Source organism: Flavobacterium sp. (assembly GCF_039595935.1).
In the GTDB taxonomy this organism is placed as follows: domain Bacteria; phylum Bacteroidota; class Bacteroidia; order Flavobacteriales; family Flavobacteriaceae; genus Flavobacterium.
In genome coordinates this window covers 1-24,376 of the sequence record NZ_JBCNKR010000005.1, presented here as the reverse complement: position 1 = coordinate 24,376, position 24,376 = coordinate 1, and the positions used below count along the sequence as shown (strand labels likewise).

Sequence of the window (24,376 nt, the reverse complement as noted above, 5' to 3'; positions counted from 1 at the left end):
AAATATTTTTTTGAGAGATTTTACAATATTGGATATGTAAATACAAATTTGCTAAATAAAGAATCTGAAAAATTTTTGAACCATAAAAAAGCCTGAGAATCTAGATTCTCAGGCTTTTCAATTTTATAGTGACCATGGAGGGATTTGAACCCTCACGCCCTTACGAGCACCACCCCCTCAAGATGGCGAGTCTACCGTTTCTCCACATGGCCAAAAATGAAAAAAGGTCAAGTAAATTAATACTCGACCTTTTTGTGACCCGACTGGGGCTCGAACCCAGGACCCCATCATTAAAAGTGATGTGCTCTACCGACTGAGCTATCGAGTCATTGCTTTCAAGAAAACTTATTTTGTAAATCACAAATTTTGTGACCCGACTGGGGCTCGAACCCAGGACCCCATCATTAAAAGTGATGTGCTCTACCGACTGAGCTATCGAGTCATTTTGATTTCTTGATTGCGGGTGCAAATATAAGGAGTTTATTTTATTATTTCCAAGCAATTTTGTTTTAAATTTGTCTTTTTTTAACCAAAATTTACAATCCCTTAGTTTATAGGGTTTTATTAGAATGAAAAAAATCGTCTTATTAGGATATATGGGCTGCGGAAAGTCAACAATTGCCCAAAATCTATCAAAAATTACAAATATTCCGTTTCTTGATTTGGATGTTTACATCGAAAAAAAGGTAAATTTATCAATCAAAGAGATTTTTGAGCAGCATGGAGAAATCTATTTTAGAAAATTAGAGCATGAAATGTTTCTGGAATTACTCCAATCTCCGGAAAATAATATTATTGGTTTGGGCGGAGGAACGCCATGTTATGCCAATAATCATTTATTACTTCAACGAGAAGATATTGTTTCTATTTATTTAAAGGCTTCTATTGAGACTTTATATAATAGATTGGTACATAATAAAAGTAAACGTCCTTTAATTGCAGATATGGACGAAGAAGAAATGAAAGAGTTTATTGCAAAGCATTTATTCGACAGAAGCTTTTATTATAACCACGCACAACATAAAGTTGTAGTAGATAATAAAACTGTCGACGAAACGGTTGAGGATATTTTACAGTTATTAGCTTAAAAAGGCGTAACTGTCTCCTTTTTCATCAAAAACAACCTGAACATGCTCTAATAAAGAAGTCGATAAGGAAATGCCTTTAAAATCGGCTTTCACTGGGTATTTTTTATGATTTCGGTCTACGAGTACCGCTGTTTTGAATTTTTTAAGCGGTACATCCAGAAAATGACGTACGGCATAGATTAATGTTGTGCCTGAATTTAAGACATCATCAACCAAAACTAATCCTTTGTTTGAATATTCTTGTGGAGACAAAGAGGTTTGTATTGGTAATTGCGGATTTTGTTTGTCAACTTTAACTTCGCAAAAGGATACTTTTAGTGTAGAGATACTGTTTAGTGCCGTAACAATTTTTTGAGCAAAAATAGAACCGCTGGAAGCAATTCCGGCAATTACCACTTCGTCTTCGTCTACAAATGTCTCGTAAATTTGATATGCGATACGTTTTATTTTGTGTTCGATTTCCTGATTGGTTAAAATGATATTTTTGCTCATGATTTATTTTTTTGCTAAAATACGATTAGAATTTTAGATTTTAGATTTTAGAATTCAGATTTTTTGATTTTAAATTTCATCTTCGTGTTCTTCGTCGTCGATAAAATCGCTTCCGTAATCATCAATGTCTCTTCGGTCTTTTTTAGTAGGTCTTCCGGCTCCGCTTTTACGATAATGTTCTTTTGAAAGTTTTAGCATTTCTAAATGTGCATAAGCTTCAGGCGGCGTTTCGTTTTTGCGGTATATATCGACAAGTTTAGCGCCAACACGATTTTCCGGAATATCCAACACCGTTATAATTTGTGTAATCTGATCTTTTCTAAAGGTAATTCGATCAGTAGGAAAAACCTCTTTTGATGGTTTTGCAACCTGCCCATTTACAGTAACCTGGTTCTTTTTGCAGGCTTCAGTTACCATGTTTCTGGTCTTATAATATCGCACGCACCATAGGTATTTATCTATTCTCATAATTTTTCTAAAATCGAAGTTAAATTCTTTACAAAAATAAATCAATATTGTATCTTGCGCACCTAAAAAATTAACAATAATGAATAAATTTAAATATTACTTTATTTTATTACTTGCAAGTATTGCTATAGTTTCTTGTAATAAAGACAATGACGATCCGGAAACAGTTCCTTTGAGAGATTATAAGGAGCAGTATGCAGCAGATAATGACTCTATTGTTAAATATTTAAAAACGAATTATATAAAATCAGTTTCAGCTGATTTTGATATTGTAATTGAAAAAATTCCAGCTGGAGGATCGCAGGTTTCTATCATGGATCAAACGACATATCCTTTGCAAACAAGAGAGGTTTATAATCACGATGTTACTTATAAAGTATATTATTTAACTCTAAACAAAGGAGTTGGATTATCTCCATTAAATACAGACAGAGTTAATGTTGCTTATACAGGAAGCTTATTAAATGGAACTGTGTTTGATTCTTCTTATAGTGTATCCAGAAGTTTTGAATTATATATGTATTCTTCTCAATCTGTAATAGATGGATGGGGTGAAATTTTCCCTCAATTTAAAACAGGAACTGCAAATGCTGCATCTCCTGATGGGACAATAACTTACAAAGATTATGGAGCGGGTGTTATGTTCTTACCTTCCGGACTTGGTTATTATGGCAATGGTATCGATAATATTCCTGCCTATTCTCCTTTGGTATTTAGTTTTAAATTATTTGATCTGCAAAGATTAGATCACGATGGTGATGGTGTTTTGGATATTGATGAAGATTTAAACAGAGATGGTTATATTTACGATTTTAGAGATACAGCAAGATATCCAACTCCTCCTGCGACTATGGTGGCAGATGATACAGATAAAGATGGTATACCTGATTATGTAGATACAGATGATGATGGAGACGGATTCTCTACTTATTACGAGGTTACAAAACCTACGAATCAAGTGGGATGGGTAGATGGAGTATTTAATGGAGTAAGTACTTATTATCCTTGGGATCCGGTTGCAGATAATCCGAATACGCCAAATACTGACGAGACTGAGCCAAGAGGAATTCCGAGAAGACCAACAGGACCTCTTAAAACCGAAGGACAACCAGAGTCTATAGTTAATCCTAGAAGTTTTTTACCTGCAGATTATACAGCAGCTGGAAGATTAAGAATTCATTTAGATAAATCATATCCTTATCAAAAACAATAATGATAAGTTTAGATACAAAAAAACCTCGAATTTCTTCGAGGTTTTTTTTATGCTTAAGAAAATTAAATTACTTTCTTTTGATTACTCTTTCTACAGCTTCAACAATCGCCTGATTGTTTAATTTGTATTTTTCCATCAATTGCTCAGGAGTTCCAGATTCACCAAAACTATCTTTTACAGCAACAAATTCTTGTGGAGCTGGATTGTTTAATGCTAATACTCCTGAAACACTTTCTCCAAGACCTCCAAGGTAGTTGTGCTCTTCAGCAGTTACAACACATTTAGTTTTTGCAACAGATTTTAAGATAGCTTCTTCGTCAAGAGGTTTGATTGTATGAATATTGATAACTTCAGCGGAAATTCCTTTTGCTTCTAAAGCTTCAGCAGCGATAAGAGCTTCCCAAACTAAGTGACCTGTTGCAACGATTGTTACATCAGTTCCTTCATTTAATAAAATCGCCTTTCCAATCACGAATGGTTCTTCAGCAGGAGTAAAGTTAGGTACAACTGGACGTCCGAAACGTAAATAAGCTGGACCGTGGTGATCTGCCAATGCAATAGTAGCGGCTTTAGTCTGGTTGTAATCACAAGTATTGATTACAGTCATTCCCGGTAACATTTTCATTAATCCGATATCTTCTAAGATCTGGTGAGTTGCACCATCTTCTCCTAAAGTTAAACCAGCGTGAGAAGCACAGATTTTTACATTTTTATCTGAGTAAGCAACAGATTGACGAATTTGATCGTAAACTCTTCCTGTTGAGAAGTTAGCGAAAGTTCCTGTAAATGGAATTTTTCCTCCAATTGTTAAACCTGCAGCGATACCAATCATGTTAGCTTCTGCAATTCCAATTTGGAAAAAACGCTCTGGGTGATTTTTCTTGAAATCATCAAATTTTAATGATCCAATTAAGTCGGCACATAATGCCACAACATTTTCGTTTTTTTGACCTAGTTCAGTCATTCCCGCTCCAAAACCAGAACGAGTATCTTTGCTTCCTGTATTTTCGTATTTTTTCATTTTTATTTTTTGCTATACGCAATAGGCTGTAGGCAATAGGCTTAAAGCTTAATGCTTACTGCTTAAAGCTTTTTAATAATCGGCTAAAGTTGAAACGTTTTGAGCTAAAGCAGCTGCCAGCTGGTCGTTGTTTGGTGCTTTACCATGCCAAGCATGTGTGTGCATCATGAAATCAACTCCATTACCCATTTCTGTATGTAATAAAATACAAACTGGTTTTCCTTTTCCTGTTCTAGATTTAGCATCAGTTAAACCAGCAAGAATAGCGTCAATACTGTTTCCTTCTTCAATATCTAAAACATCCCATCCAAAAGCTTCAAACTTAGCGCGGATGCTTCCCATTGGCAGAACTTCATCTGTTGTTCCGTCAATTTGTTTACCGTTAAGATCGACAGTTGCAATAATGTTGTCTACTTTTTTAGCAGAAGCATACATGATAGCTTCCCAGTTTTGACCTTCTTGTAATTCTCCGTCTCCGTGTAAACTATAAACGATATGATTGTCTTTGTTTAATTTTTTAGCTTGCGCTGCTCCAAGAGCTACAGATAAACCTTGCCCTAACGAACCAGACGCAATACGAACCCCAGGTAAACCTTCATGAGTTGTTGGATGTCCTTGTAAACGAGAATCTAATAATCTGAAAGTAGCCAATTCTGAAACCGGAAAATAACCGCTTCTTGCTAAAACGCTATAGAATACAGGAGAGATGTGTCCGTTTGAAAGAAAGAATAAATCTTCTCCAATTCCGTTCATATCAAAACCTTCTTTGCGGTCCATAATGTTTTGGTATAAGGTAACCAAAAATTCAGTACAACCTAAAGAACCACCTGGGTGACCTGAGTTGACAGCATGTACCATTCGAAGAATATCTCTTCTAACTTGGATAGTTAAATCGCTTAATTGTTGTGTGTTAGGCTTCATTTTATATGTAAAAGTTTAAACTGGAGCAAAAGTAAAGGTTATTTTGCGGGGAGACAAATCATTTTCTGCTTTAGTTTGTTTCAATTGTTAAATTTTTTTGCTCTTTTTTTATCAGATTTCATGAAAATACAAGAAATTAATAATTGTATATAAAAATTTGCCACAGATTACACAGATTGTAATGATTTTAAAAATCAATTGAATCTGTGTAATCTGTGGCAAAAAAAGTGGTAGTAGAAATTTGTTAGGTTTGACTTTTTAGTTGGTATCGCCCTCGCTGTAGAAATTATTTTCTTCGTCTTCTGAACCTAGTTCTTCCTGATCGTCATCAAGTTCTGAACCCGGAACATCCAGATCAGCGCCAAGTTTGTCACTGTTTTGCTTCCATTCGTGATTGTTTTGATTGATAGTTCTGTCATTAGAAATATCTTCAGCATCAATATCTAATTCATCTTCCTGACTGTAAATGTCTTCATTTGGCGGATAATTTAAATCTTCCAGATTTCTTTCAATTTGATCTTCTTTTGCTGTGTTTTTATTTTCTGAGTTTATCATGATTTCAATATTTTAAGTGTTTTATAAAATTAGGAAATCAAAGGTTTTTGTTTGTTACATTTTTGGAATCGGGATATTGCAGTATTCACATTATCTAATCGCGCCAATTTCTTTCCAGGTAATTAACTGGATTCCATTTTCTTTTAGTTTTGCTTTGCATTCATCACCTGTAAAAAAATCAAAATCAATCTGACGCCATGCTGAGCCAAAATTGGGATGGTTTATTGTAATGCCCTGCATTTCAAAATCATCAAAAGCCGGATGAAGCAGAAAAACATTAAAACCAGAATGAATATTGTCTAAAGCTTTTTCGTAAGATTCTCTAAGTTTCCCTTTTTCGAAATCATCATAATATCCAATTAAAAGATTGTCTGCCAAAAGAATATCTTCAAAATTATATTTTTCTTCAGATAAGCTTATAGATTCTACAAAAGCCTTATTAATGAAAACAGGTAAATTATATGTTTTTCCAAGGTCTTTGTAAATCTCCAAAATTTCAGGAGTTACGCCAACACTGCACATGTGCGAGTCGAGATGTGTTGGTTTAATGCCAAATTGTAATGCTTTTTCAATTTGAGCTGTAAGTTCTTTTTTTATTTCAGAAAGCTTTGCATTGTCTTTAAAATCTTTTCTTGTTTTATAAAAATAACCGTTTTGATCGACTAGACTTGGAACTTCAGAAACTGGAAGAACAGGTCCGAATTTATAATTTTCCCATTCACAGGTTAAAGTCAAATGTATTCCGCAGTCATAATTGGTATTGTTTTTAGCAAAAACAGCCATTTCATAGAACCACGGACACGGCACCATTATACTATATGAATTCACAGAGCCATTTTGAAGCGCTTTTATAGTTGCCTGATTTTCAGAATGTGATAATCCGGCATCATCGGCGTGAATAATTAAAAGTTTGGTGTTTTCAGGATATCCAAGTTTTTGGGCTAGATTCATTTTAATTGATTTTATTCAAATTTAAAAATTTCCGGAGTTTGGGTTTATATTGTTTTTGAATTAACTCAATTTTATAATTTACAAATTATCTAATTACTTAAATTTCCCTGAAATTAGCTTATCTTTGCCGACTGAAAAAAGAAACAAATGAAGTTCGATTTATTACAAAAAGATCCGCAGTCTAAAGCGAGAGCGGGAAGTATAACTACAGATCACGGCGTAATTGAAACGCCTATTTTTATGCCTGTTGGAACAGTAGCTTCTGTAAAAGGAGTGCATCAGCGTGAATTAAAAGACGATATTAATCCGGATATTATTCTTGGAAATACTTATCATTTATATTTACGTCCGCAGACAGAAATTCTTGAAAAAGCCGGAGGATTGCATAAATTCATGAATTGGGATCGTAATATTTTGACTGATTCTGGAGGATATCAGGTGTATTCTCTTTCTTCAAACAGAAAAATTAAAGAAGAAGGAGTAAAGTTCAAATCGCACATTGATGGTTCTTACCATGTTTTTACTCCAGAAAATGTAATGGAAATTCAGCGTACAATTGGTGCTGATATCATTATGGCATTTGACGAATGCACGCCTTATCCTTGCGATTACAGATATGCACAGAGATCTATGCATATGACACACCGCTGGTTAGACCGATGCATTAATCACCTGGAAAAAGTTCCTTATAAATACGGTTACGAACAAACGTTTTTCCCGATTGTTCAGGGAAGTACTTACAAAGATTTACGCCGCCAGTCTGCTGAATATATTGCAAATGCAGGTCAGCAGGGAAATGCAATTGGTGGACTTTCAGTTGGTGAACCAGCAGAAGAGATGTATGTCATGACAGAAGTTGTCTGCGAAATTCTTCCGGAAGATAAACCTCGTTACTTAATGGGAGTAGGGACTCCTATAAATATATTAGAAAATATTGCATTAGGAATTGATATGTTCGACTGCGTTATGCCAACCCGTAACGCAAGGAACGGAATGCTGTTTACAGCAAATGGAACAATCAATATCAAAAACAAAAAATGGGAAGCTGATTTTTCTCCAATCGATGAAATGGGGCATACATTTGTTGATACAGAATATACAAAAGCATATTTACGTCATTTGTTTGCAGCTAATGAATACTTAGGAAAACAAATTGCAACTATTCATAATCTTGGTTTCTATATGTGGTTGGTTCGTGAGGCTAGAAAACATATCTTAGCAGGCGATTTTAGACCATGGAAAGAAATGATGGTTAAAAATATGAGTCAAAGACTTTAAAAAAGTTTCAAGTTTCAGGTTTCAGGTTTCAGGTTCTGTAGAGAACTTGAAACCTGAAACCTGAAACAATAAAAACAAAAAAACTATATGCTGTCAATAATAGATAAATACATCTTAAAAAGATATCTCGGAACTTTTTCTGTGATGCTGCTTTTGTTTGCACCAATCGGAATCGTAATTGACGTTTCTGAAAAAGTAAATAAAATGCTCGAAAACAAAATTCCGTTTTTAGACATTGCATTCTATTATTACAATTTTACAATTTATTTTATCAATTCTTTATTTCCGATATTCCTGTTTTTATCGGTAATATGGTTTACTTCAAAGCTGGCTAATAATACTGAGATTATTGCCATTTTGAGTTCAGGAATTTCATTTACACGTTTTTTACGTCCTTATATTATTGGAGCATCTATCGTTTCAGTCTTTGTTTTGCTGATGGGATTTTTTATAGTTCCGGCTGCCAGCGAAGGGTATAACAATTTTAGGTACACCTATTTAAAAGGAAATGGAAAGCAGCTCATGCGGGGCGAGAACACCAATGTTTACAGACAAATTAATGATCACGATTTTATTTTTGTAAACAGTTTTAATGAAGAATCAAAAACAGCATTCAATTTTTCATTGGAACATTTTGAAAAAGATAAACTTACGTATAAAATTACAGCAAGCCGTATCAAGTGGGACCCAAAGTTAAAAACGTATGTTTTGTATGACTATACAAAAAGAACACTTGGTGAATTGAATGATGTAATCGAAAAATCGCCGGAAAAAAGCGTAAAGTTTAAGTTTGAGCTGGCCGATTTAACACCAGTTGTATATATCGCTGAAACATTGACATTAGGTAAATTATATGATTTTATTGAAAAAGAAAGAAAAAGAGGATCAGGAAATATCAATACTTATCTGGTAGTTCTTTATAAAAAATATAGTATTCCGGTTTCTGCTTTTATCTTAACAATCATTGCAGTATCGGTTTCTTCAATGAAACGTCGAGGTGGTATGGGAATGAACCTTGCCATCGGAATCGCAATTGCATTTTCATTTGTGTTTTTTGATAAAATATTTGGTACTCTTGCCGAAAAATCTACTTTCTCACCTTTATTAGCTGTTTGGTTTCCAAATATTGTTTTTGGTATTTTAGCAGTTTATTTACTACGTAATGCGAAACGATAATTTAAAAAGTTACTTAAACCTTCATTTAATTGTTTTTATTTGGGGATTTACTGCCATTCTTGGTGCTTTAATTACAATTGATGCCGAGAATTTGGTTTGGTTTAGAATGCTTATTGCCGGTCTATTTCTTGGAGGATTTATATTGTTTAAAAAACAGTCTTTTTCTATTTCGGCACAATCATTTGCCAAATTAATTTTTGTTGGATTATTAATAGCCATGCACTGGATTTTCTTTTTTAAGGCAATTCATGTGTCTAATGTTTCTATAACACTGTCGATTTTTTCGCTTGGAGCATTTTTCGCTTCTCTGCTCGAACCACTTTTTTACGGAAGAAAAATTTTGTGGTACGAAGTTTTCTTCGGATTAGTTATCATTGCTGGATTAGGATTGATATTACAGGTTGAAATAAAATATCTTACAGGCGTATATTACGCTTTGATCTCAATTATTCTGGGGGTTTTATTCACATTGATGAATGGAAAATTAATCTCAGATCACGAGCCTTCAGTTATTACATTTTACGAATTTGGGGCAGGAGTTTTCTTTATATCTATTTACTTTTTAGTGGTAGGGAAATTCAATGCTGATTTTTTTGTTATGTCAATAAACAATTGGGTTTTATTATTGATTTTAGCTTCTGTTTGTACAGCTTATGCATTTACGGCATCAGTAAAAGTTATGCGGAGATTAACTCCGTATACCGTAATGTTAACCACTAATTTAGAGCCTGTTTACGGAATTCTTTTGGCTTATTTTATTCTTGGCGGTAAAGAGAAAATGAGTGTAGAATTTTATATCGGAGCTGTTATAATTGTCATTACTGTTATTTTGAATGGTGTTTTTAAACATTATCAAAATAAAAACAAAGTGTAGTATTTACCTTATTTTTAAATTGCTTTTTTTCATTTTAAAGACGAAATAATAATACGAATAGTATAATATTTTTATATTTGCGGTTCGATTTAAAAACAAAATTCAAAAATCCATGGAATATTTAGATTTTGAGCTTCCAATAAAAGAACTTGAAGAACAGTTAGAAAAGTGTGTTATAATTGGAAAAGAATCTGATGTTGATGTTACGCCAACTTGTAAAGAAATCAACAAGAAATTAGAACAAACTAAGAAAGAAATATATAAAAATCTTACAGCCTGGCAGCGTGTACAATTATCAAGACACCCAAACAGACCTTATACTTTAGATTATATCAAAGCAATTTGCGGTGATACTTTCTTAGAACTTCATGGAGACAGAGGTTTTAAAGATGATAAAGCAATGGTTGGGGGACTTGGAAAAATAAACGGTCAGTCGTTTATGATTGTAGGTCAGCAAAAAGGTTTTAATACAAAAACACGTCAATACCGTAATTTTGGTATGGCGAACCCAGAAGGATACCGTAAAGCTTTGCGTTTAATGAAAATGGCAGAGAAATTTGGTATTCCGGTTTTAACTTTAGTAGACACTCCGGGTGCATACCCAGGACTTGAAGCTGAAGAAAGAGGACAAGGTGAAGCTATTGCAAGAAATATTTTTGAAATGGTTCGTTTACAAGTGCCAATTATCACGATTATTGTAGGTGAAGGTGCTTCGGGAGGAGCTTTAGGAATAGGTGTTGGAGACCGAGTATATATGTTAGAGAATACTTGGTATTCTGTAATTTCTCCAGAATCATGTTCTTCAATTTTATGGAAAAGCTGGGAGTACAAAGAACGTGCTGCCGAAGCTTTAAAATTGACTTCATCTGATATGAAAAAACAAAAATTAGTTGATGATGTTATTCCTGAACCACTAGGTGGAGCGCACTATGACCGCGAAACTACTTTTAAAACAGTGGCAGAATATATTACCAAAGGATATAATGAATTAAAAGACTTATCAACAGCCGAGCTAATTGCCCAAAGAATGGACAAATACAGCAATATGGGCGAGTATAAAGAGTAAATTCATATAAAATGATTAAAAATCCGAAGCCCTGCGGTTTCGGATTTTTTTTTGGTTATCAACAAAATAAAGTATTTATAAACAACAGAATAGTTATAACTCGCTAACAAAAATTTTTCAAATTTTGTTACTTTCGCTATATGGAAAATTTCAAAAATGTAAACCCTGTAAAGGTAGATAAAACCACTATTATTAATCTCGAAAAAGGAAAACTTCCTCCACAGGTTCTTGACCTTGAGGAGGCTGTACTTGGTGCAATGATGATTGATAAAAAGGGGGTAGATGATGTAATTGATATTTTGCAGCCGGATGCTTTTTACAAAGACGCACACAAACATATTTTTGAAGCAATTTTGCAGCTTTTTACCGAGACACAGCCAATAGATTTATTGACAGTATCATCTCAGTTAAAGAAAAACGGAAAGTTAGAATTAGCAGGAGGAGATTTTTACTTAATTCAGCTTACGCAAAAAATTGCTTCTTCGGCACACATCGAATTTCACTCGCGTATTATTCTTCAAAAATTTATTCAAAGAAGTTTAATTAGAATATCTTCTGAGATTATCGAAGAATCGTATGATGAAACTACAGATGTATTTGATTTGTTGGACAAAGCCGAATCGAAATTGTATGAAGTAACGCAGGGAAATATTAAACGTAGTTCTGAAACAGCTCAAAGTTTAGTATTACAGGCAAAGAAACGTATTGAAGAAATTGCAGGTAAAGAAGGTTTGAGTGGTATTGCAACTGGTTTTGAAAAATTAGATCAGTTAACTTCTGGATGGCAGCCGTCGGATTTAATTATTATCGCGGCACGTCCGGGTATGGGAAAAACGGCTTTCGTACTTTCGATGGCAAGAAATATTAGTATTCAGTTTGGACATGCGGTAGCAGTTTTCTCACTTGAGATGGCTTCTGTTCAGCTAATTACGAGGCTTATTTCTTCAGAAACAGGATTGTCTTCTGAAAAATTAAGAACGGGAAAACTGGAAAAACATGAATGGGAACAGCTGAGTACTAAAGTAAAAGATTTAGAAAAAGCACCTCTGTTTATTGATGATACACCTTCGCTTTCTATTTTCGATTTACGTGCAAAATGTCGTCGTTTAGCTTCGCAGCACGGAATTAAATTAATCATTATCGATTACTTGCAGTTAATGACAGCGGGAGGTAATGCAAAAGGAGGAGGAAATCGTGAGCAGGAGATTTCGACAATTTCCCGAAACTTAAAAGCATTGGCAAAAGAGTTAAACGTTCCGGTAATTGCACTTTCTCAGTTATCGCGTGCCGTTGAAACCCGTGGATCAAGCAAGCGTCCTCTGCTATCGGATCTTCGTGAATCTGGAGCTATTGAGCAGGATGCCGATATTGTATCGTTTATTTACCGTCCTGAATATTATAAAATTGAAGAATGGGATGATGATGAACAATCATCGACAGCAGGTCAGGCAGAATTTATTGTGGCTAAACACCGTAACGGTGGACTTGACAACATTCGTTTAAAATTCTTAGGACATTTAGGTAAGTTTGATAACCTTGAAGATTTTAGTGGAGGATACGATGATTTGCCTTCAAAAATGAATCACGACGATAATCCGTTTATCACTAAAAATCTTCCATCGGCAAATGAAGCTTTCGGAAGCAATTTAAATGATGACGATGATGATAGCGATGTACCGTTCTAATTTTAAATAAAAACCTAGAAAAGAAATCTTTATAAGTTTAATGCTTGTAAAGATTTTTTTTTGATCAAATTCTACTCATAATTTCACAAAATAATATTTCTTATATAAAAATTAATTCGGTAGCTTAGCTAAACCATAAACAAATATTAAAAATTATTAACTAATCAAAATTTAAAAAACTATGAGTGAAGGAGGATTCCCAGGACCTATTCAAGTGCCTTTATCTACTGCCCAGGAATGGGAAAAAAGATACGAGGACGATTCTACAATTGAGGACAGCAAGAGTAAGGTAAAATCGTATTTAATCCCTAGAGAAACTTTAGAAAAAGTTTTGCAGCTTGATACCGAAGCCGTTCGTGCTTACATTGGTATCAATGACCAAAATGAGAAAACATTACTTTTTGTTGGGGCAAAATATGATAAAGCAACTGGCAAATATGTAGATGTTTACGGAACATCATCGCAGCAAAACAAATCAGCCGAAGCTGCTGAGGACGTTGTTTACGATGGTACAAGACCAAGTCCTCCATATTGATTTTAAAAAACAATGGATGATTTTTTAATATATTTAGGTTATTTAATATTATTAATCAATCTAATATTATATGCATTTAGCTTTTTCCGAAAGGAAAAAGCTAATGTTTTTTTTGTTTCCTACCTGGCTTTTTCTTTTGTAATGCAGTTTTCAATGGAACTGGTTTACTCTTTGCATCTGAGTAATTTATTTCTGGTAAACATATTTGTTATAGGACAAATGCTTTTTTTAGGGTTGTTTTATCATTCTATTTTGAAATTGAAAAATCAAAAGCAAATTGTAAAGTGGGGGCTTATTATTACGCTGTTAATTTTAGGAATTCAGTTTTGTGTTGAACCACAGCTGTTTTTTAAATTTAATTTATTTGAGATTACCGTTACTTCTCTAATGATTGTGGTTTTTGCGTTATTACATTTTTATAATATGCTTACAGAAAGTAAAACATATTATTATGTTACAATAGCTGTGATTCTTTTTATGCTAGGTTCTACAATTTTGTATTTGGTTGGAAATCTGACATTAACATTGAGTGAAAATTTGAAATATCTCTCATGGAAGCTAAACGCATTTTTATTTATAATTTACCACTTATTGATTATGTACGAATGGAAAAGAAGTTTTTTTAAAATGACAATATTAAATGAATAAGTAATTTGCAAAAAAAAAATAGGATGACGAATGCTAAAGAGTTTCAGCATTCTTTCTGCTTAAATCAAAAATCCCTATCAGAATATAAACTGATAGGGATTTTATTTTATAATTATTTTTTGTCTAACTAATTACATTCAAATTAAATAAGATATATTTGATTTTAACATTCAAAAGCATTTTCTAACTCAAGATAAAAACATGAATACCCATTCAATACCAGAAAAAGAACTCGTTGCGATAATATTATACATATCGCTTTTCTTTATAATTGTAGCGGTTGCATTAATAATATTCTTCTATTTTTCACGAAAAAAAATAATTCAAAAAGAACTGGAAAAAAAAGATTTGATATTACAGTATCAAAAAGAACAGCTTCACGCCATAATTATTACACAAGAAGAAGAACGAAAACGTATTGCTCAGGATTTACATGATGATATTAGTTCGAAACTTAATATTGTTTCTTTAAACACACATTTACTATCTGCACCCAATTTAACAGAAGCAGAAACGACTGAAATTACCGGAAACATAATTAACTTAACAGCAAAAGCTCTTGAAAACTCAAGAAAAATTGCGCATAATTTATTGCCTCCTGTTTTTGAAAAATTTGGACTAAATGCCGGAGTTGAAGAATTATGTGAAGAATTTGAAAGCAGTAAATCAGTTAAAACGCATTATAAAAACGAAATTGATTTTGATGATAATATCGATCGACATCTTCATATTTTTAGAATTTTACAGGAATTAATGAATAATTCACTCCGCCACGGAAAAGCAACAGAAATTTGGATTGCTTTTAAAAACAATAACGGAGTTGGAACCTGTTATTATGAAGACAACGGAATTGGTTTTAACAGTAAAAACTTAGAAAACCAAAAAGGACTTGGAATGAAAAACATTGAAAGCCGAATTTCTTTTTTAAACGGAACCATAAAATTTGATTCAGAAATCAATAAAGGAATTACAGTAATTTTTACTTTTTAAGATAAAATCAAAAAATAATCATTCTAAAGTATTAATAAAACTAAGAGATTTAGTTATTATTAATTCATATTTTGTAATTTCGAAAAACCAAACAACCAAAAACAAATAAAATGAATGCCGTTATTAAAATCGCTTTAGTCGATGACGAAGTTTTATTTCGTAAAGGAATAGCTTTTTTATTGCAGAGAGAAGAGAATATCGAGATTCTTTTTGAAGCTTCAAACGGTGAAGAGCTTGTGAACAAATTGCATAATAATGACGTTAAGCCCGACATTATTATTATGGATTTGAAAATGCCGGTTTTAAACGGCGTCGAAGCAACAAAAATTATCCGGAAATCTTTTCCTGACATAAAAATAATTGCCCTGACCAGTTACGACACAAAATCTTTTATTGCCAATATGATTCAGGTTGGAGCAGTAGCTTATTTAATTAAGAATACAACTCCAAAAGATTTAATTAGAACAATTAACGAAGTAAACAGAAAAGGTTTTTTTTACAATGAAAATGTTCTAAAAACAATTCAGGATACCATCGTTTCTTCAAAAAATTCTAAAGGCAACCTTGAAACCAGTTTTCTGTCACCCCGAGAGATCGAAATTTTACAGCTTATCTGTCAGCAAAAAACAACTACAGAAATTGCTGAGCATCTTTTTTTAAGTCCTAGAACTGTAGAGGGCCACAGAAACAATTTATTACTTAAAACAGAATCAAGAAATATAGCTGGTTTAGTTGTTTATGCAATTCAAAACGAAATCGCCGTTTTAACTTTGTAAGTTAACTTGTTAGAAATTGAATCGATAAAACGTAATAAACAATTATTGTAAAAACGAGTACGCCAATACCTATTTTTTGTATTATACTAAATCCTTTTTCTTGGTTGTTTTGATTATAATTCATGGTTTTGTTTTTTGATCAAATGATTTGGGTCAATTTTGGAATCCAAATTTATACAGAAAATGTTTTCAATTTTTACGTGTTTTTACCTGTTTTTTATATAATTTCAATCTTTTCAAAATTTATTCTTCTTGTTAATTAACAGTTTTCTCTCTTCATAAAACAAGTACTTCTGTTGTATTTTTGGGCACTTCCTTTATATCTTTACTAAAATATTTTTTTCATGAAAAAGAGTTTGGTGTATATCATTATTTTGTTATTGTCTTTAAATGCTAAAGCTTCATTTATTTTACTTCCAATGGATGAAACAACGCAGCAAAATCATTTAAAAGCATACGGAATAACCTATTGGTGTTTAAGCAGAGATTATAAAGCAAGCTGGCTTTTAAATTATCGTGGAGGCTCTTTTTTATTACCAGATGCAGATGAAATTCGTAAAGAATGTAAAATTCGAGGTGTAAGTTTTGAAATATTATCAGATAGTGAAGAAGCTTCGATTTTAAATGATATTTCGAGTCCGTCGCAAAATATGGAATCTGTTATCCTTGAAAAAGCACCAAAAATTGCAGTATATACACCAAAAGGGAAACAACCTTGGGATGATGCAGTTACTTTAGTTTTAACTTATGCCGAAATTCCTTTTACACCTATTTATGATGAAGAAGTTTTAAGTGATCAGTTATTACTATACGACTGGCTTCACCTTCATCACGAAGATTTCACCGGACAATACGGAAAATTTTATGCAGCTTATAAAAATACACCTTGGTACATCGACCAAAAAAAGGATGCCGAAGCTTTAGCAGTTAAACTTGGCTATTCAAAAGTTTCTCAGGAAAAGGGTGCAGTTGCAAAAAAGATTCGCGACTTTGTTATTGGTGGCGGATTTATGTTTGCCATGTGCTCAGCAACTGATAGTTTTGATATTGCACTCGCTGCAGATGGAGTTGATATTTGTGAAACCATGTTTGATGGTGATCCAAGTGAGTCTAATTATCAGTCAAAATTGGATTATTCTAATTCATTTGCCTTTAAAGATTTTATTTTAGAAAGAAGACCGGAGGTTTATGAGTTTTCTGATATTGATATGACAACTAAAAGAAGAATTCCAATGGAAAAAGATTATTTTACTTTAATGGAATTTTCAGCAAAATGGGATCCAATTCCAAGTATGTTGTGCCAAAATCACACACAATTAGTAAAAGGATTTATGGGACAAACAACCTCTTTTAATGAAACTTTAGTAAAATCAAATGTTCTTGTAATGGGAACTTGTGAGCTTAATGGCGAAGCAAGGTATATTCATGGCGAAAAAGGAAAAGGTATGTTTACTTTTTTTGGAGGTCATGACCCGGAAGACTTCCAACATCAGGTAGGAGACCCGCCTACAGTTTTAGACTTGCATCCTAATTCTCCGGGATATCGATTGATTTTAAATAATGTTTTGTTTCCTGCAGCCAAAAAGAAAAAGCTTAAAACATAAGATTAATTCACAAAGATTTCTGCCCAGATAGGAATATGGTCAGATATTTTACTGGCTTCTTCGAGCGAGTCAAATTTCTTGTAAAATAAAATTACACCCGAATTGACGGTTTTTATTTTATTAGAATTATAAAAAACATTGTCAAACTCAGAAGCAAGACAATTGTTTTCTCTACATTCTTTTTTCAAAGTTGTTTTTTGTTTTTGAAATATAGGAACAAAAGCCATTTTCTTTAACGGATTAAAAACAGTATGTGATTCTGGACAATTAAAATCACCTAAAAAAACCAAGTTTAGATTTGGGTATTCCTGAGGAAGAAATTTGAAATACTTTATTTCAGTTTCAGGCTGTTTGCTTTTGGTAATAGCGTGAAAATTGACAAGAGTAAATGTTTTTTTATCAATTTCAAAAGTTCCAAAGTAAGGCTCACGATCAATCTCTAAATTATACTTTTTTTCAAGCCAGGGATTTCCTTTTAATTTTACTTTGTTAGATTTCCAAATAAAAGCATAGCGTTCTCTTTTATAGCTGCTCCCGCTGGTAGGATCGCTTATGGAATAATTCCATTTTGATCCTTTTTCATTTAATAAATCGGCAAGTTTTGCAACTGTTTGTGCACCGCCATATCCGGCAACAACTTCTTGAACAGCAATAATATCATAATCTTTAACCGTATTAGCGATAAAGTTTAAAGCTGGCTGAGATTTTGATTTTCCAAAATTTTTCAAATTCCAGGAAATAACCTTTGTCTGAGCAAAAGATTGAAAGGGTAAAAGTAGTAAGAGAACGTAACTAATTAGAATTTTCATAAGGCCTTTAAAAATTCAAATATAAGAATTCGATATTTTTTGGCGCAAAAATATTTAATGCTTTTTATATCTGTTTTTTAAAGCTTTTCCAATAAATATAATTTGTAAAACAAGAAGGGCTGGAATTAGTATAAATTTCCAGTCTATCTCAAACCATCCTGCTTTTTCAGATACAAAGGCAAAGCTTAAAGAAAGAAAAAGAGAGAGGATAATAGTTTTCATATTTTATTCTGGATTGTATTAATTTTTGCTATTAAGTCGAATTTATATTTAGGTTATATCAATGAGTTTTGATTTTAAACAAACATAAATCGAGCCAGCAATATAATTTTACGATATTCCGTAATTTTTGATATTAAAGTAATTCTGTTGTATACATTTTGAAACTTCAATTCAATTATAAGAAGAGAGATAATACAAAAAATCTTTCTTCTGTCATATACCAGGTCAAAATTAAAAAATCTAAATTCCTACAAAAGAGTATAAATACCTGTTTTTGTGAAATGCTTAATTTTCAATATTGTTGTGGCTCATTTACAAGTAAATGCAAAGAAACCCTCTTGCAGGAGGGTTTCAAATTTTAAAAATGTTGTGAAATTTATCCTTATAAATAAATTAAACAGCTCTAAGTCCGGTTGTAATTGCTAGTCTATTCCAAGAGTTAATTGTTATAATAGCCAGAATAATTTCTGCTAAATATTTTTCATCAAATAAATTTGCAGCATTTTGATACACTTCGTCAGAAACATGATTTCCAATTACAGTAACTTGTTCAGTCAAAGCCAAAATTGCTTTTTCTTCTTCAGTGTAAACATCAGCTTCACGCCAGGCACTAATTAAATATATTCTCTGTTCAGAAATTCCGTATTTTCTCGCGTCAGCAGTATGCATATTAATACAATAAGCGCAGCCATTAATTTGAGAAGCGCGAATTTTGATTAATTCTTTATGAGTAGGTGTCAGTGAAGTAGAAGAAATGTATTTTTCTAAATTTAATAAAGCCTGATAAGCTTCTGGAGCAACGTTCGGGATAACAATTCTTGATTTCATTTTTATGTGTTTTAAAAGTTCATTACAAAGGTCAGTAATGTATTCTCTTAAAAACTTGAACTACTTCAAGAAATTCAAATCATACTTTTCCGGCCCTAATTTTACTCATGAATTCAGCAGAAAAATCTAAGTAAGAGGCAAGCATATATTGTGGAACACGTTGTACAAAATCGGGTTGCTGGTTTTTGAAATGATTGTATCGTTCTTCTGCCGACATTGTAAAAAGGAATTTAATTCTCATTTGTGCAGCTCCAAAAGATTTTTGAGAAACTATTCTAAAATATCTTTCCAGTTTTGGAATTTCGATTAGTAAAGATTCTAAAGTATTTTTTTGAATTGCTATTAATTCGCAGTTTTCAACTGTTTGAATATAGAAGTGAGAAGGAGTAGTGTTATGATAGCTTAAATAATCAGTTATCCACCAATTTTCAATAGCAAATTGCAATGTTTGCTCACTTCCTTTTGAATTGATAATATATTGTCTCGCAAAGCCCTTTATTATAAAATATAATGTGTCACAGACCTGGCCTTCTTGTAATAAATGCTCTTTCTTTTTAACTTTTGAAATACTAAGGTGCGATTCTAAAATATCAATTTCTGAAGGTTCAAGAGTTATGAATTTTTGTATATGATTAAAAAGAGGTGTAAACATTTTGTAATTCTTTAAAAGAGATTTAAAGATAAAGCAGATTGTTGTAAAAACAAAAAACCATCCGAATTAACGGATGGTTTCTTTATGATAAGTAAGTAAATCTAAATTGAGTTTATAAACGTTTTATTTTACTTTGTTAAGAATAGCTTTGAAAGCTTCTGGGTGGTTCATAGCTAAATCTGCAAGAACTTTACGGTTCAATTCGATTCCGTTAGCTTTAACTTTCCCCATGAATTGAGAATAAGACATTCCTTCTAATCTAGCTCCAGCGTTAATACGTTGAATCCATAATGAACGGAAATTTCTTTTATTCTGTTTTCTGTCACGGTAAGCGTAGCTCATCGCTTTCTCTACCGCGTTCTTAGCAACTGTCCAAACGTTTTTACGTCTACCAAAGAAACCTTTGGCTTGCTTCATTATTTTTTTTCTTCTTGCTCTTTTAGCAACTGAATTTACCGATCTTGGCATAATTTTAATGTGTTTTTGTAGCAGGCGTCCTGAATTTAATCAAAGGAACTTAAAAGCCATACTCCAAGGTTATATAAATAATTTTTTAACCTAAAGAATTATTAGATAATTCTTAATTGTTGTTTAATGCTTTTCATATCTGTAGAGTGAACTAGCGCTGAGTGTGTCAAAGCTAATTTACGTTTCTTAGATTTTTTAGTCAAGATGTGACTTTTAAAAGCATGCTTTCTTTTAATTTTTCCAGAGCCAGTAACTTTAAAACGTTTCTTAGCGCTAGATTTAGTTTTCATTTTAGGCATTTTTCCTAGTGTTTTAATTTATTCTTACTTACTTATATCTTTTATAGGCTTTAGGCTTTAGGTTTTAAGCTTTAGGCAAAAGTTTAAATAAACAAATTGCTTAAAGCTTAGAGCTTACTGCTTATAGCAAATAATTATTTCTTTTTCTTAGGAGCAATGAACATAATCATTCTCTTTCCTTCAAGAACTGGCATAGCTTCAACCTTACCATGTTCTTCTAAATCTGTAGCAAGACGTAATAATAAAATCTGTCCTTGATCTTTATAGATGATCGAACGTCCTTTAAAGAAAACAAATGCTTTTAATTTAGCTCCTTCTTTTAAGAACTTTTCAGCATTTTTTCTTTTAAATTCATAATCATGCTCATCAGTTTGAGGACCAAAACGAATTTCTTTTACTACAACCTGTGATGATTTAGCCTTTAATGCTTTATCACGTTTCTTTTGTTCGTAAACAAATTTCTTGTAATCCATGATTTTACAAACCGGTGGTTCAGCATTTGGCGAAATTTCAACTAGATCCAATTCAAATTGGTCAGCTAAACGTAACGCGTCAGCTATTTTAAAAACACCAGGCTCAATGTTCTCGCCTACAAGACGTACTTCAGGAACACGAATAAGATTATTTATTCTGTGTGCATCTTTTTTTTCTACTCGAGGTTGTTGAGAACCTCTGTTACTTTTTATTGCTATGACTTTCTAATTTAAGTTAAACTGTAAATACTTTTAATGTCTTTTTTATTTCTTCGTCTACAATCGAAGCAAATTCGTCGATTGAAACTGTGATGTTACCTTTTCCTTCTTGTCCGTGACGACGAATAGAAATCGTTCCGTTTTTCTCTTCCTCCTCACCAACGATAAGCATAAATGGAATTTTCTGCATTTCTGCATCTCTAATTTTCTTACCGATAGTTTCATTTCGGTTGTCAATTAGGGCGCGAATTTCGTGATTTTCTAGCAAATCTAAAACTTTTTTAGCATAATTTTCGTATTTCTCGCTCAAAGACAAGATAATAGCTTGCTCAGGCATTAGCCAAAGTGGGAAATTTCCTGCTGTGTGTTCTAGTAAAATTGCTATAAAACGTTCCATAGATCCAAAAGGAGCTCTGTGTATCATGACTGGTCGATGTAATTCATTATCAGCACCTTTATAAGTCAAGTCAAAACGCTCAGGTAAATTATAATCTACCTGAATAGTTCCTAACTGCCATTGTCTTCCTAAGGCATCTTTTACCATGAAATCTAGTTTTGGACCATAGAAAGCTGCTTCGCCATATTCTACAACAGTATTAAGACCTTTGTCTTTTGCTGCATTTATAATAGCATTTTCTGCTTTCTCCCAATTCTCATCTGTACCTATATATTTATCTCTGTTTTCCTGATCTCTCAACGAAATTTGAGCTGTAAAGTTTTCAAAACCTAAAGAACCAAATACATAAAGTACAAGGTCGATTACTTTTTTAAACTCTTCATCTAATTGTTCCGGAGTACAGAAAATGTGAGCATCATCCTGAGTAAATCCTCTCACACGAGTTAAACCATGTAATTCTCCTGATTGTTCATATCTGTAAACAGTACCAAATTCGGCATAACGTTTAGGTAGATCTTTATATGACCAAGGTCTTACATTATAAATTTCGCAGTGGTGAGGACAGTTCATAGGTTTTAATAAAAACTCTTCGCCTTCAGCAGGAGTGTTTATTGGCTGGAAACTATCTGCTCCATATTTGGCATAGTGGCCAGAAGTAACATAAAGTTCTTTTTGACCAATATGTGGACTAACAACCTGTTCGTATCCTGCTTTCTTTTGAGCACGTTTTAAAAATTGCTCCAAACGATCTCTAAGAGCAGCGCCTTTAGGTAACCATAATGGTAAACCTTGACCCACTTTTTGTGAAAAAGCAAATAACTCTAATTCTTTTCCAAGTTTACGGTGGTCACGACGTTTTGCTTCTTCAAGAAGTTCAAGATATTCAGTTAAATCTTTTTGTTTAGGGAAAGAAGTTCCGTAAACACGAGTTAACTGTTTGTTTTTTTCATCACCTCTCCAGTAAGCACCAGCAACACTCATGATTTTTACCGCTTTGATAATTCCAGTATTCGGAATATGTCCACCACGGCATAAATCAGTAAAAGTAGAATGATCGCAGAAAGTGATTGTTCCGTCTTCAAGGTTCGAGATTAATTCAGTCTTATAAACGTTATCCTTATACATTTCCAAAGCTTCAGCTTTAGTAACAGGACGCATTTTAAAATCAAACTTTCCTCTTGCAATTTCAAGAATACGGTCTTCGATCTTTTTAAAATCAGCTTCAGAAATTTTCTGATCTTCAAAATCTACATCATAATAAAATCCATTAGCAATTGCAGGTCCCAGAGTTAATTTAATTCCAGGATACAATTCTTCAAGAGCCTGAGCCATTACGTGAGAAGTTGAATGCCAGAAAGCTTTTTTACCTTCAGCATCATTCCAAGTATATAAAATAAGATTACCGTCGGTTGTTAATGGAGTCTCGGTTTCAATAGTTGTACCATTAAAAGATGCAGAAATAACATTTCTTGCAAAACCTTCGCTAATGTTTTTAGCGACCTCCATTGGAGTTACGCCCGAAGCGAACTCTCTAATTGACCCATCGGGTAAAGTAATCTTGATCATTGTTTATAATTTTGTGAATGCAAATATAAGTGATTACAAAAATACATACAATATATAAATATAAGATTACACTATTATATAATAGGTAAATATGCAAAACTATATTGTATACATATTATATATGTACAAATATGCTAATGTATGAGTATTTCCCATCCGACAGTTTTTTTAAAACCTGCCGTGTTTGTTTTATATATATAAGTATAGATTTTAATTGAATTCCATTTTGTGTAGAGACGCACCGTAATGCGTCTTATTAATATAGGTGTGTAATATAAGATATTGTCCGTTTTTTAATTTTTAAGGTTAGAGATGGGATTATTTAGGAAGTTATCGTGGCAGATAATGCCATTTTCAAAATAAAACCGGGCTGAGCAGAGAAGAATTTGGCAAAAAGAAGGCTAAAACCGGCAGATAAAACCGTTTTTTCGGGCAGAAGGTGTATTTAAAAAGATTGTTTATCCTTTAAAAAAGGGGATGAAAGCTTAAAAAGTCTGTAAAAAGGGAAATCAAAAACGACCTAAAAATAGCAAAAGCCTATCAAAACAAAGAAAACCCTTACATGGGTGTAAAAATTTTTGATTTGTAAAGGAGCTGTTATCAGCGAGTTAAGAAAAAGGATTAAAAAAGAATAAAAAAAGATGGGAAAAAGGCTTGTGTAACTGGAATTGTTGTGTACTTTTGCACCCGCAGAAACGAAAAACGTTCATCGAAATACTGACAGGCATACGGAATCGATCAGAGAAAAAAATCTGAAAAAAAAGATTGCGAAAAGCTTGTGAGATTTGAAAATGCTTTTTACATTTGCACCCCGCAAAACACGGAAAGTTCCTTGAGAGATTGAAAGAAAAATGAGAAAATGGAAACGAAAAAAAAGTTTCAAAATTTTTTTAAATTTTTCTTGCGAGAAACAAAAAGAAGTTTTAGTTTTGCACCCGCTTTGAGAAACAAGCGAAATACAAAAAGAAATACACGTTCGTAGACATATTGAATTGACAGCCGTCCCGAGAGATCGGGACAGAAAAAATAAGAGTAATAGAATCGTAAGGATTCGAAGAGAACCGATAGAAGAGCATCGCATAATAATATTTAAAATATACGA

Annotated in this window: 26 protein-coding genes and 3 tRNA genes; 12 read left to right on the top strand and 17 right to left on the bottom strand. The window is 32.8% G+C overall.

Annotated elements, in window-relative coordinates:
- Positions 1-129: 129 nt before the first annotated feature.
- From ABDW27_RS07350 to ABDW27_RS07340, 3 genes are all read right to left on the bottom strand, one after another.
- A tRNA-Leu gene (locus tag ABDW27_RS07350) sits at positions 130-212 on the bottom strand.
- A gap of 43 nt (positions 213-255) precedes the next feature.
- Positions 256-328: transfer RNA gene (locus ABDW27_RS07345), tRNA-Lys, on the bottom strand.
- Between the two features lie 41 nt (positions 329-369).
- Positions 370-442, bottom strand: a tRNA-Lys gene (locus ABDW27_RS07340).
- A gap of 127 nt (positions 443-569) precedes the next feature.
- Here ABDW27_RS07340 and ABDW27_RS07335 point away from each other — a divergent pair.
- Positions 570-1,088, top strand: coding sequence for a shikimate kinase (locus tag ABDW27_RS07335; RefSeq protein ID WP_343695301.1), 519 nt, complete (start codon positions 570-572; stop codon positions 1,086-1,088).
- Here ABDW27_RS07335 and ABDW27_RS07330 read toward each other — a convergent pair.
- Positions 1,080-1,580 carry a phosphoribosyltransferase family protein gene (locus ABDW27_RS07330; protein ID WP_343695300.1) on the bottom strand — a complete coding sequence of 167 codons (501 nt, stop codon included), beginning with the start codon at positions 1,578-1,580 and terminating at the stop codon, positions 1,080-1,082. The two genes, ABDW27_RS07335 and ABDW27_RS07330, sit on opposite strands and share 9 nt — an antisense overlap.
- Positions 1,581-1,649: 69 nt before the next feature.
- The gene (locus tag ABDW27_RS07325) at positions 1,650-2,048 is read right to left on the bottom strand and encodes an RNA-binding S4 domain-containing protein (protein WP_343695299.1); all 399 of its coding nucleotides are present in this window, start codon (positions 2,046-2,048) and stop codon (positions 1,650-1,652) included.
- A 79-nt stretch (positions 2,049-2,127) separates the two neighbouring features.
- Here ABDW27_RS07325 and ABDW27_RS07320 point away from each other — a divergent pair, with 79 nt between their 5' ends.
- On the top strand, positions 2,128-3,261 hold the full coding sequence (locus ABDW27_RS07320; protein ID WP_343695298.1) for an FKBP-type peptidyl-prolyl cis-trans isomerase: 1,134 nt from the start codon (positions 2,128-2,130) through the stop codon (positions 3,259-3,261).
- Positions 3,262-3,328: 67 nt separating this feature from the next.
- Here ABDW27_RS07320 and ABDW27_RS07315 read toward each other — a convergent pair whose 3' ends face one another.
- From ABDW27_RS07315 to ABDW27_RS07300, 4 genes are all read right to left on the bottom strand, one after another.
- Positions 3,329-4,282: a transketolase C-terminal domain-containing protein gene (locus ABDW27_RS07315; protein WP_343695297.1), complete on the bottom strand. Its 954-nt coding sequence runs from the start codon at positions 4,280-4,282 to the stop codon at positions 3,329-3,331.
- 72 nt (positions 4,283-4,354) lie between these two features.
- Positions 4,355-5,203 (bottom strand): transketolase, encoded by an 849-nt coding sequence (locus ABDW27_RS07310; protein ID WP_343695296.1) that lies wholly within the window; start codon positions 5,201-5,203, stop codon positions 4,355-4,357.
- Positions 5,204-5,461: 258 nt separating this feature from the next.
- Entirely contained in the window at positions 5,462-5,758 is a 297-nt protein-coding gene (locus tag ABDW27_RS07305) for a hypothetical protein (RefSeq protein WP_343695295.1), read from the bottom strand.
- Between the two features lie 90 nt (positions 5,759-5,848).
- Entirely contained in the window at positions 5,849-6,709 is an 861-nt protein-coding gene (locus tag ABDW27_RS07300) for a polysaccharide deacetylase family protein (RefSeq protein WP_343695294.1), read from the bottom strand.
- Positions 6,710-6,856: 147 nt separating this feature from the next.
- Between ABDW27_RS07300 and tgt the strand changes: the two genes are divergently transcribed.
- The 10 genes from tgt to ABDW27_RS07250 all read left to right on the top strand — a co-directional run bounded on the left by tgt (position 6,857) and on the right by ABDW27_RS07250 (position 17,341).
- On the top strand, positions 6,857-7,987 hold the full coding sequence (gene tgt, locus ABDW27_RS07295; protein ID WP_343695293.1) for a tRNA guanosine(34) transglycosylase Tgt: 1,131 nt from the start codon (positions 6,857-6,859) through the stop codon (positions 7,985-7,987).
- A gap of 87 nt (positions 7,988-8,074) precedes the next feature.
- On the top strand, positions 8,075-9,163 hold the full coding sequence (locus tag ABDW27_RS07290) for an LptF/LptG family permease (RefSeq protein ID WP_343695292.1): 1,089 nt from the start codon (positions 8,075-8,077) through the stop codon (positions 9,161-9,163).
- Positions 9,150-10,037: a DMT family transporter gene (locus ABDW27_RS07285; protein ID WP_343695291.1), complete on the top strand. Its 888-nt coding sequence runs from the start codon at positions 9,150-9,152 to the stop codon at positions 10,035-10,037. Before ABDW27_RS07290 ends, ABDW27_RS07285 begins: the two co-directional genes overlap by 14 nt.
- Before the next feature lie 112 nt (positions 10,038-10,149).
- The gene (locus ABDW27_RS07280) at positions 10,150-11,103 is read left to right on the top strand and encodes an acetyl-CoA carboxylase carboxyltransferase subunit alpha (protein WP_343695290.1); all 954 of its coding nucleotides are present in this window, start codon (positions 10,150-10,152) and stop codon (positions 11,101-11,103) included.
- Positions 11,104-11,243: 140 nt separating this feature from the next.
- Positions 11,244-12,788 (top strand): replicative DNA helicase, encoded by a 1,545-nt coding sequence (gene dnaB, locus ABDW27_RS07275; protein ID WP_343695289.1) that lies wholly within the window; start codon positions 11,244-11,246, stop codon positions 12,786-12,788.
- 181 nt (positions 12,789-12,969) lie between these two features.
- Entirely contained in the window at positions 12,970-13,323 is a 354-nt protein-coding gene (locus ABDW27_RS07270) for a hypothetical protein (RefSeq protein WP_343695288.1), read from the top strand.
- A gap of 12 nt (positions 13,324-13,335) precedes the next feature.
- Positions 13,336-13,971: a hypothetical protein gene (locus tag ABDW27_RS07265; protein ID WP_343695287.1), complete on the top strand. Its 636-nt coding sequence runs from the start codon at positions 13,336-13,338 to the stop codon at positions 13,969-13,971.
- A gap of 201 nt (positions 13,972-14,172) precedes the next feature.
- On the top strand, positions 14,173-14,961 hold the full coding sequence (locus ABDW27_RS07260; RefSeq protein WP_343695286.1) for an ATP-binding protein: 789 nt from the start codon (positions 14,173-14,175) through the stop codon (positions 14,959-14,961).
- 110 nt (positions 14,962-15,071) lie between these two features.
- Positions 15,072-15,737: a response regulator transcription factor gene (locus tag ABDW27_RS07255; RefSeq protein ID WP_343695285.1), complete on the top strand. Its 666-nt coding sequence runs from the start codon at positions 15,072-15,074 to the stop codon at positions 15,735-15,737.
- 344 nt (positions 15,738-16,081) lie between these two features.
- A complete protein-coding gene (locus tag ABDW27_RS07250) occupies positions 16,082-17,341 on the top strand; it encodes an asparagine synthetase B (RefSeq protein WP_343695284.1) in 1,260 nt (419 codons plus the stop codon).
- A gap of 2 nt (positions 17,342-17,343) precedes the next feature.
- On the opposite strand, the gene ABDW27_RS07245 is transcribed toward ABDW27_RS07250, so the two are convergent.
- The 8 genes from ABDW27_RS07245 to thrS form a co-directional block, all read right to left on the bottom strand.
- A complete protein-coding gene (locus ABDW27_RS07245) occupies positions 17,344-18,150 on the bottom strand; it encodes an endonuclease/exonuclease/phosphatase family protein (RefSeq protein WP_343695283.1) in 807 nt (268 codons plus the stop codon).
- A gap of 54 nt (positions 18,151-18,204) precedes the next feature.
- Positions 18,205-18,372 (bottom strand): hypothetical protein, encoded by a 168-nt coding sequence (locus ABDW27_RS07240; RefSeq protein WP_343695282.1) that lies wholly within the window; start codon positions 18,370-18,372, stop codon positions 18,205-18,207.
- A gap of 393 nt (positions 18,373-18,765) precedes the next feature.
- Positions 18,766-19,200: a carboxymuconolactone decarboxylase family protein gene (locus ABDW27_RS07235; RefSeq protein WP_343695281.1), complete on the bottom strand. Its 435-nt coding sequence runs from the start codon at positions 19,198-19,200 to the stop codon at positions 18,766-18,768.
- Positions 19,201-19,279: 79 nt separating this feature from the next.
- Positions 19,280-19,852: a Crp/Fnr family transcriptional regulator gene (locus ABDW27_RS07230; protein WP_343695280.1), complete on the bottom strand. Its 573-nt coding sequence runs from the start codon at positions 19,850-19,852 to the stop codon at positions 19,280-19,282.
- Positions 19,853-19,975: 123 nt separating this feature from the next.
- A complete protein-coding gene (rplT, locus tag ABDW27_RS07225) occupies positions 19,976-20,320 on the bottom strand; it encodes a 50S ribosomal protein L20 (RefSeq protein WP_008464948.1) in 345 nt (114 codons plus the stop codon).
- 101 nt (positions 20,321-20,421) lie between these two features.
- Positions 20,422-20,619, bottom strand: a complete 198-nt coding sequence (rpmI, locus tag ABDW27_RS07220) for a 50S ribosomal protein L35 (RefSeq protein WP_007810722.1) — start codon at positions 20,617-20,619, stop codon at positions 20,422-20,424.
- Between the two features lie 134 nt (positions 20,620-20,753).
- Positions 20,754-21,305: a translation initiation factor IF-3 gene (gene infC / locus ABDW27_RS07215; protein ID WP_343695714.1), complete on the bottom strand. Its 552-nt coding sequence runs from the start codon at positions 21,303-21,305 to the stop codon at positions 20,754-20,756.
- A gap of 22 nt (positions 21,306-21,327) precedes the next feature.
- The gene (thrS, locus tag ABDW27_RS07210; protein ID WP_343695279.1) at positions 21,328-23,274 is read right to left on the bottom strand and encodes a threonine--tRNA ligase; all 1,947 of its coding nucleotides are present in this window, start codon (positions 23,272-23,274) and stop codon (positions 21,328-21,330) included.
- Positions 23,275-24,376 lie beyond the last annotated feature (1,102 nt).

Coding starts and splice junctions, on each gene's coding strand:
- ABDW27_RS07235 (WP_343695281.1), bottom strand. CDS start 19,200: ATGAAATCAAGAATTGTTATCCCGAACGTTGCTCCAGAAGCTTATCAG.
- ABDW27_RS07245 (WP_343695283.1), bottom strand. CDS start 18,150: ATGAAAATTCTAATTAGTTACGTTCTCTTACTACTTTTACCCTTTCAA.
- ABDW27_RS07305 (WP_343695295.1), bottom strand. CDS start 5,758: ATGATAAACTCAGAAAATAAAAACACAGCAAAAGAAGATCAAATTGAA.
- rpmI (WP_007810722.1), bottom strand. CDS start 20,619: ATGCCTAAAATGAAAACTAAATCTAGCGCTAAGAAACGTTTTAAAGTT.
- ABDW27_RS07315 (WP_343695297.1), bottom strand. CDS start 4,282: ATGAAAAAATACGAAAATACAGGAAGCAAAGATACTCGTTCTGGTTTT.
- ABDW27_RS07280 (WP_343695290.1), top strand. CDS start 10,150: ATGGAATATTTAGATTTTGAGCTTCCAATAAAAGAACTTGAAGAACAG.
- ABDW27_RS07265 (WP_343695287.1), top strand. CDS start 13,336: ATGGATGATTTTTTAATATATTTAGGTTATTTAATATTATTAATCAAT.
- dnaB (WP_343695289.1), top strand. CDS start 11,244: ATGGAAAATTTCAAAAATGTAAACCCTGTAAAGGTAGATAAAACCACT.
- thrS (WP_343695279.1), bottom strand. CDS start 23,274: ATGATCAAGATTACTTTACCCGATGGGTCAATTAGAGAGTTCGCTTCG.
- tgt (WP_343695293.1), top strand. CDS start 6,857: ATGAAGTTCGATTTATTACAAAAAGATCCGCAGTCTAAAGCGAGAGCG.
- ABDW27_RS07285 (WP_343695291.1), top strand. CDS start 9,150: ATGCGAAACGATAATTTAAAAAGTTACTTAAACCTTCATTTAATTGTT.
- rplT (WP_008464948.1), bottom strand. CDS start 20,320: ATGCCAAGATCGGTAAATTCAGTTGCTAAAAGAGCAAGAAGAAAAAAA.
- ABDW27_RS07230 (WP_343695280.1), bottom strand. CDS start 19,852: ATGTTTACACCTCTTTTTAATCATATACAAAAATTCATAACTCTTGAA.
- ABDW27_RS07335 (WP_343695301.1), top strand. CDS start 570: ATGAAAAAAATCGTCTTATTAGGATATATGGGCTGCGGAAAGTCAACA.
- ABDW27_RS07320 (WP_343695298.1), top strand. CDS start 2,128: ATGAATAAATTTAAATATTACTTTATTTTATTACTTGCAAGTATTGCT.
- ABDW27_RS07310 (WP_343695296.1), bottom strand. CDS start 5,203: ATGAAGCCTAACACACAACAATTAAGCGATTTAACTATCCAAGTTAGA.
- ABDW27_RS07240 (WP_343695282.1), bottom strand. CDS start 18,372: ATGAAAACTATTATCCTCTCTCTTTTTCTTTCTTTAAGCTTTGCCTTT.
- ABDW27_RS07330 (WP_343695300.1), bottom strand. CDS start 1,580: ATGAGCAAAAATATCATTTTAACCAATCAGGAAATCGAACACAAAATA.
- ABDW27_RS07250 (WP_343695284.1), top strand. CDS start 16,082: ATGAAAAAGAGTTTGGTGTATATCATTATTTTGTTATTGTCTTTAAAT.
- ABDW27_RS07325 (WP_343695299.1), bottom strand. CDS start 2,048: ATGAGAATAGATAAATACCTATGGTGCGTGCGATATTATAAGACCAGA.
- ABDW27_RS07270 (WP_343695288.1), top strand. CDS start 12,970: ATGAGTGAAGGAGGATTCCCAGGACCTATTCAAGTGCCTTTATCTACT.
- ABDW27_RS07300 (WP_343695294.1), bottom strand. CDS start 6,709: ATGAATCTAGCCCAAAAACTTGGATATCCTGAAAACACCAAACTTTTA.
- ABDW27_RS07255 (WP_343695285.1), top strand. CDS start 15,072: ATGAATGCCGTTATTAAAATCGCTTTAGTCGATGACGAAGTTTTATTT.
- ABDW27_RS07260 (WP_343695286.1), top strand. CDS start 14,173: ATGAATACCCATTCAATACCAGAAAAAGAACTCGTTGCGATAATATTA.
- ABDW27_RS07290 (WP_343695292.1), top strand. CDS start 8,075: ATGCTGTCAATAATAGATAAATACATCTTAAAAAGATATCTCGGAACT.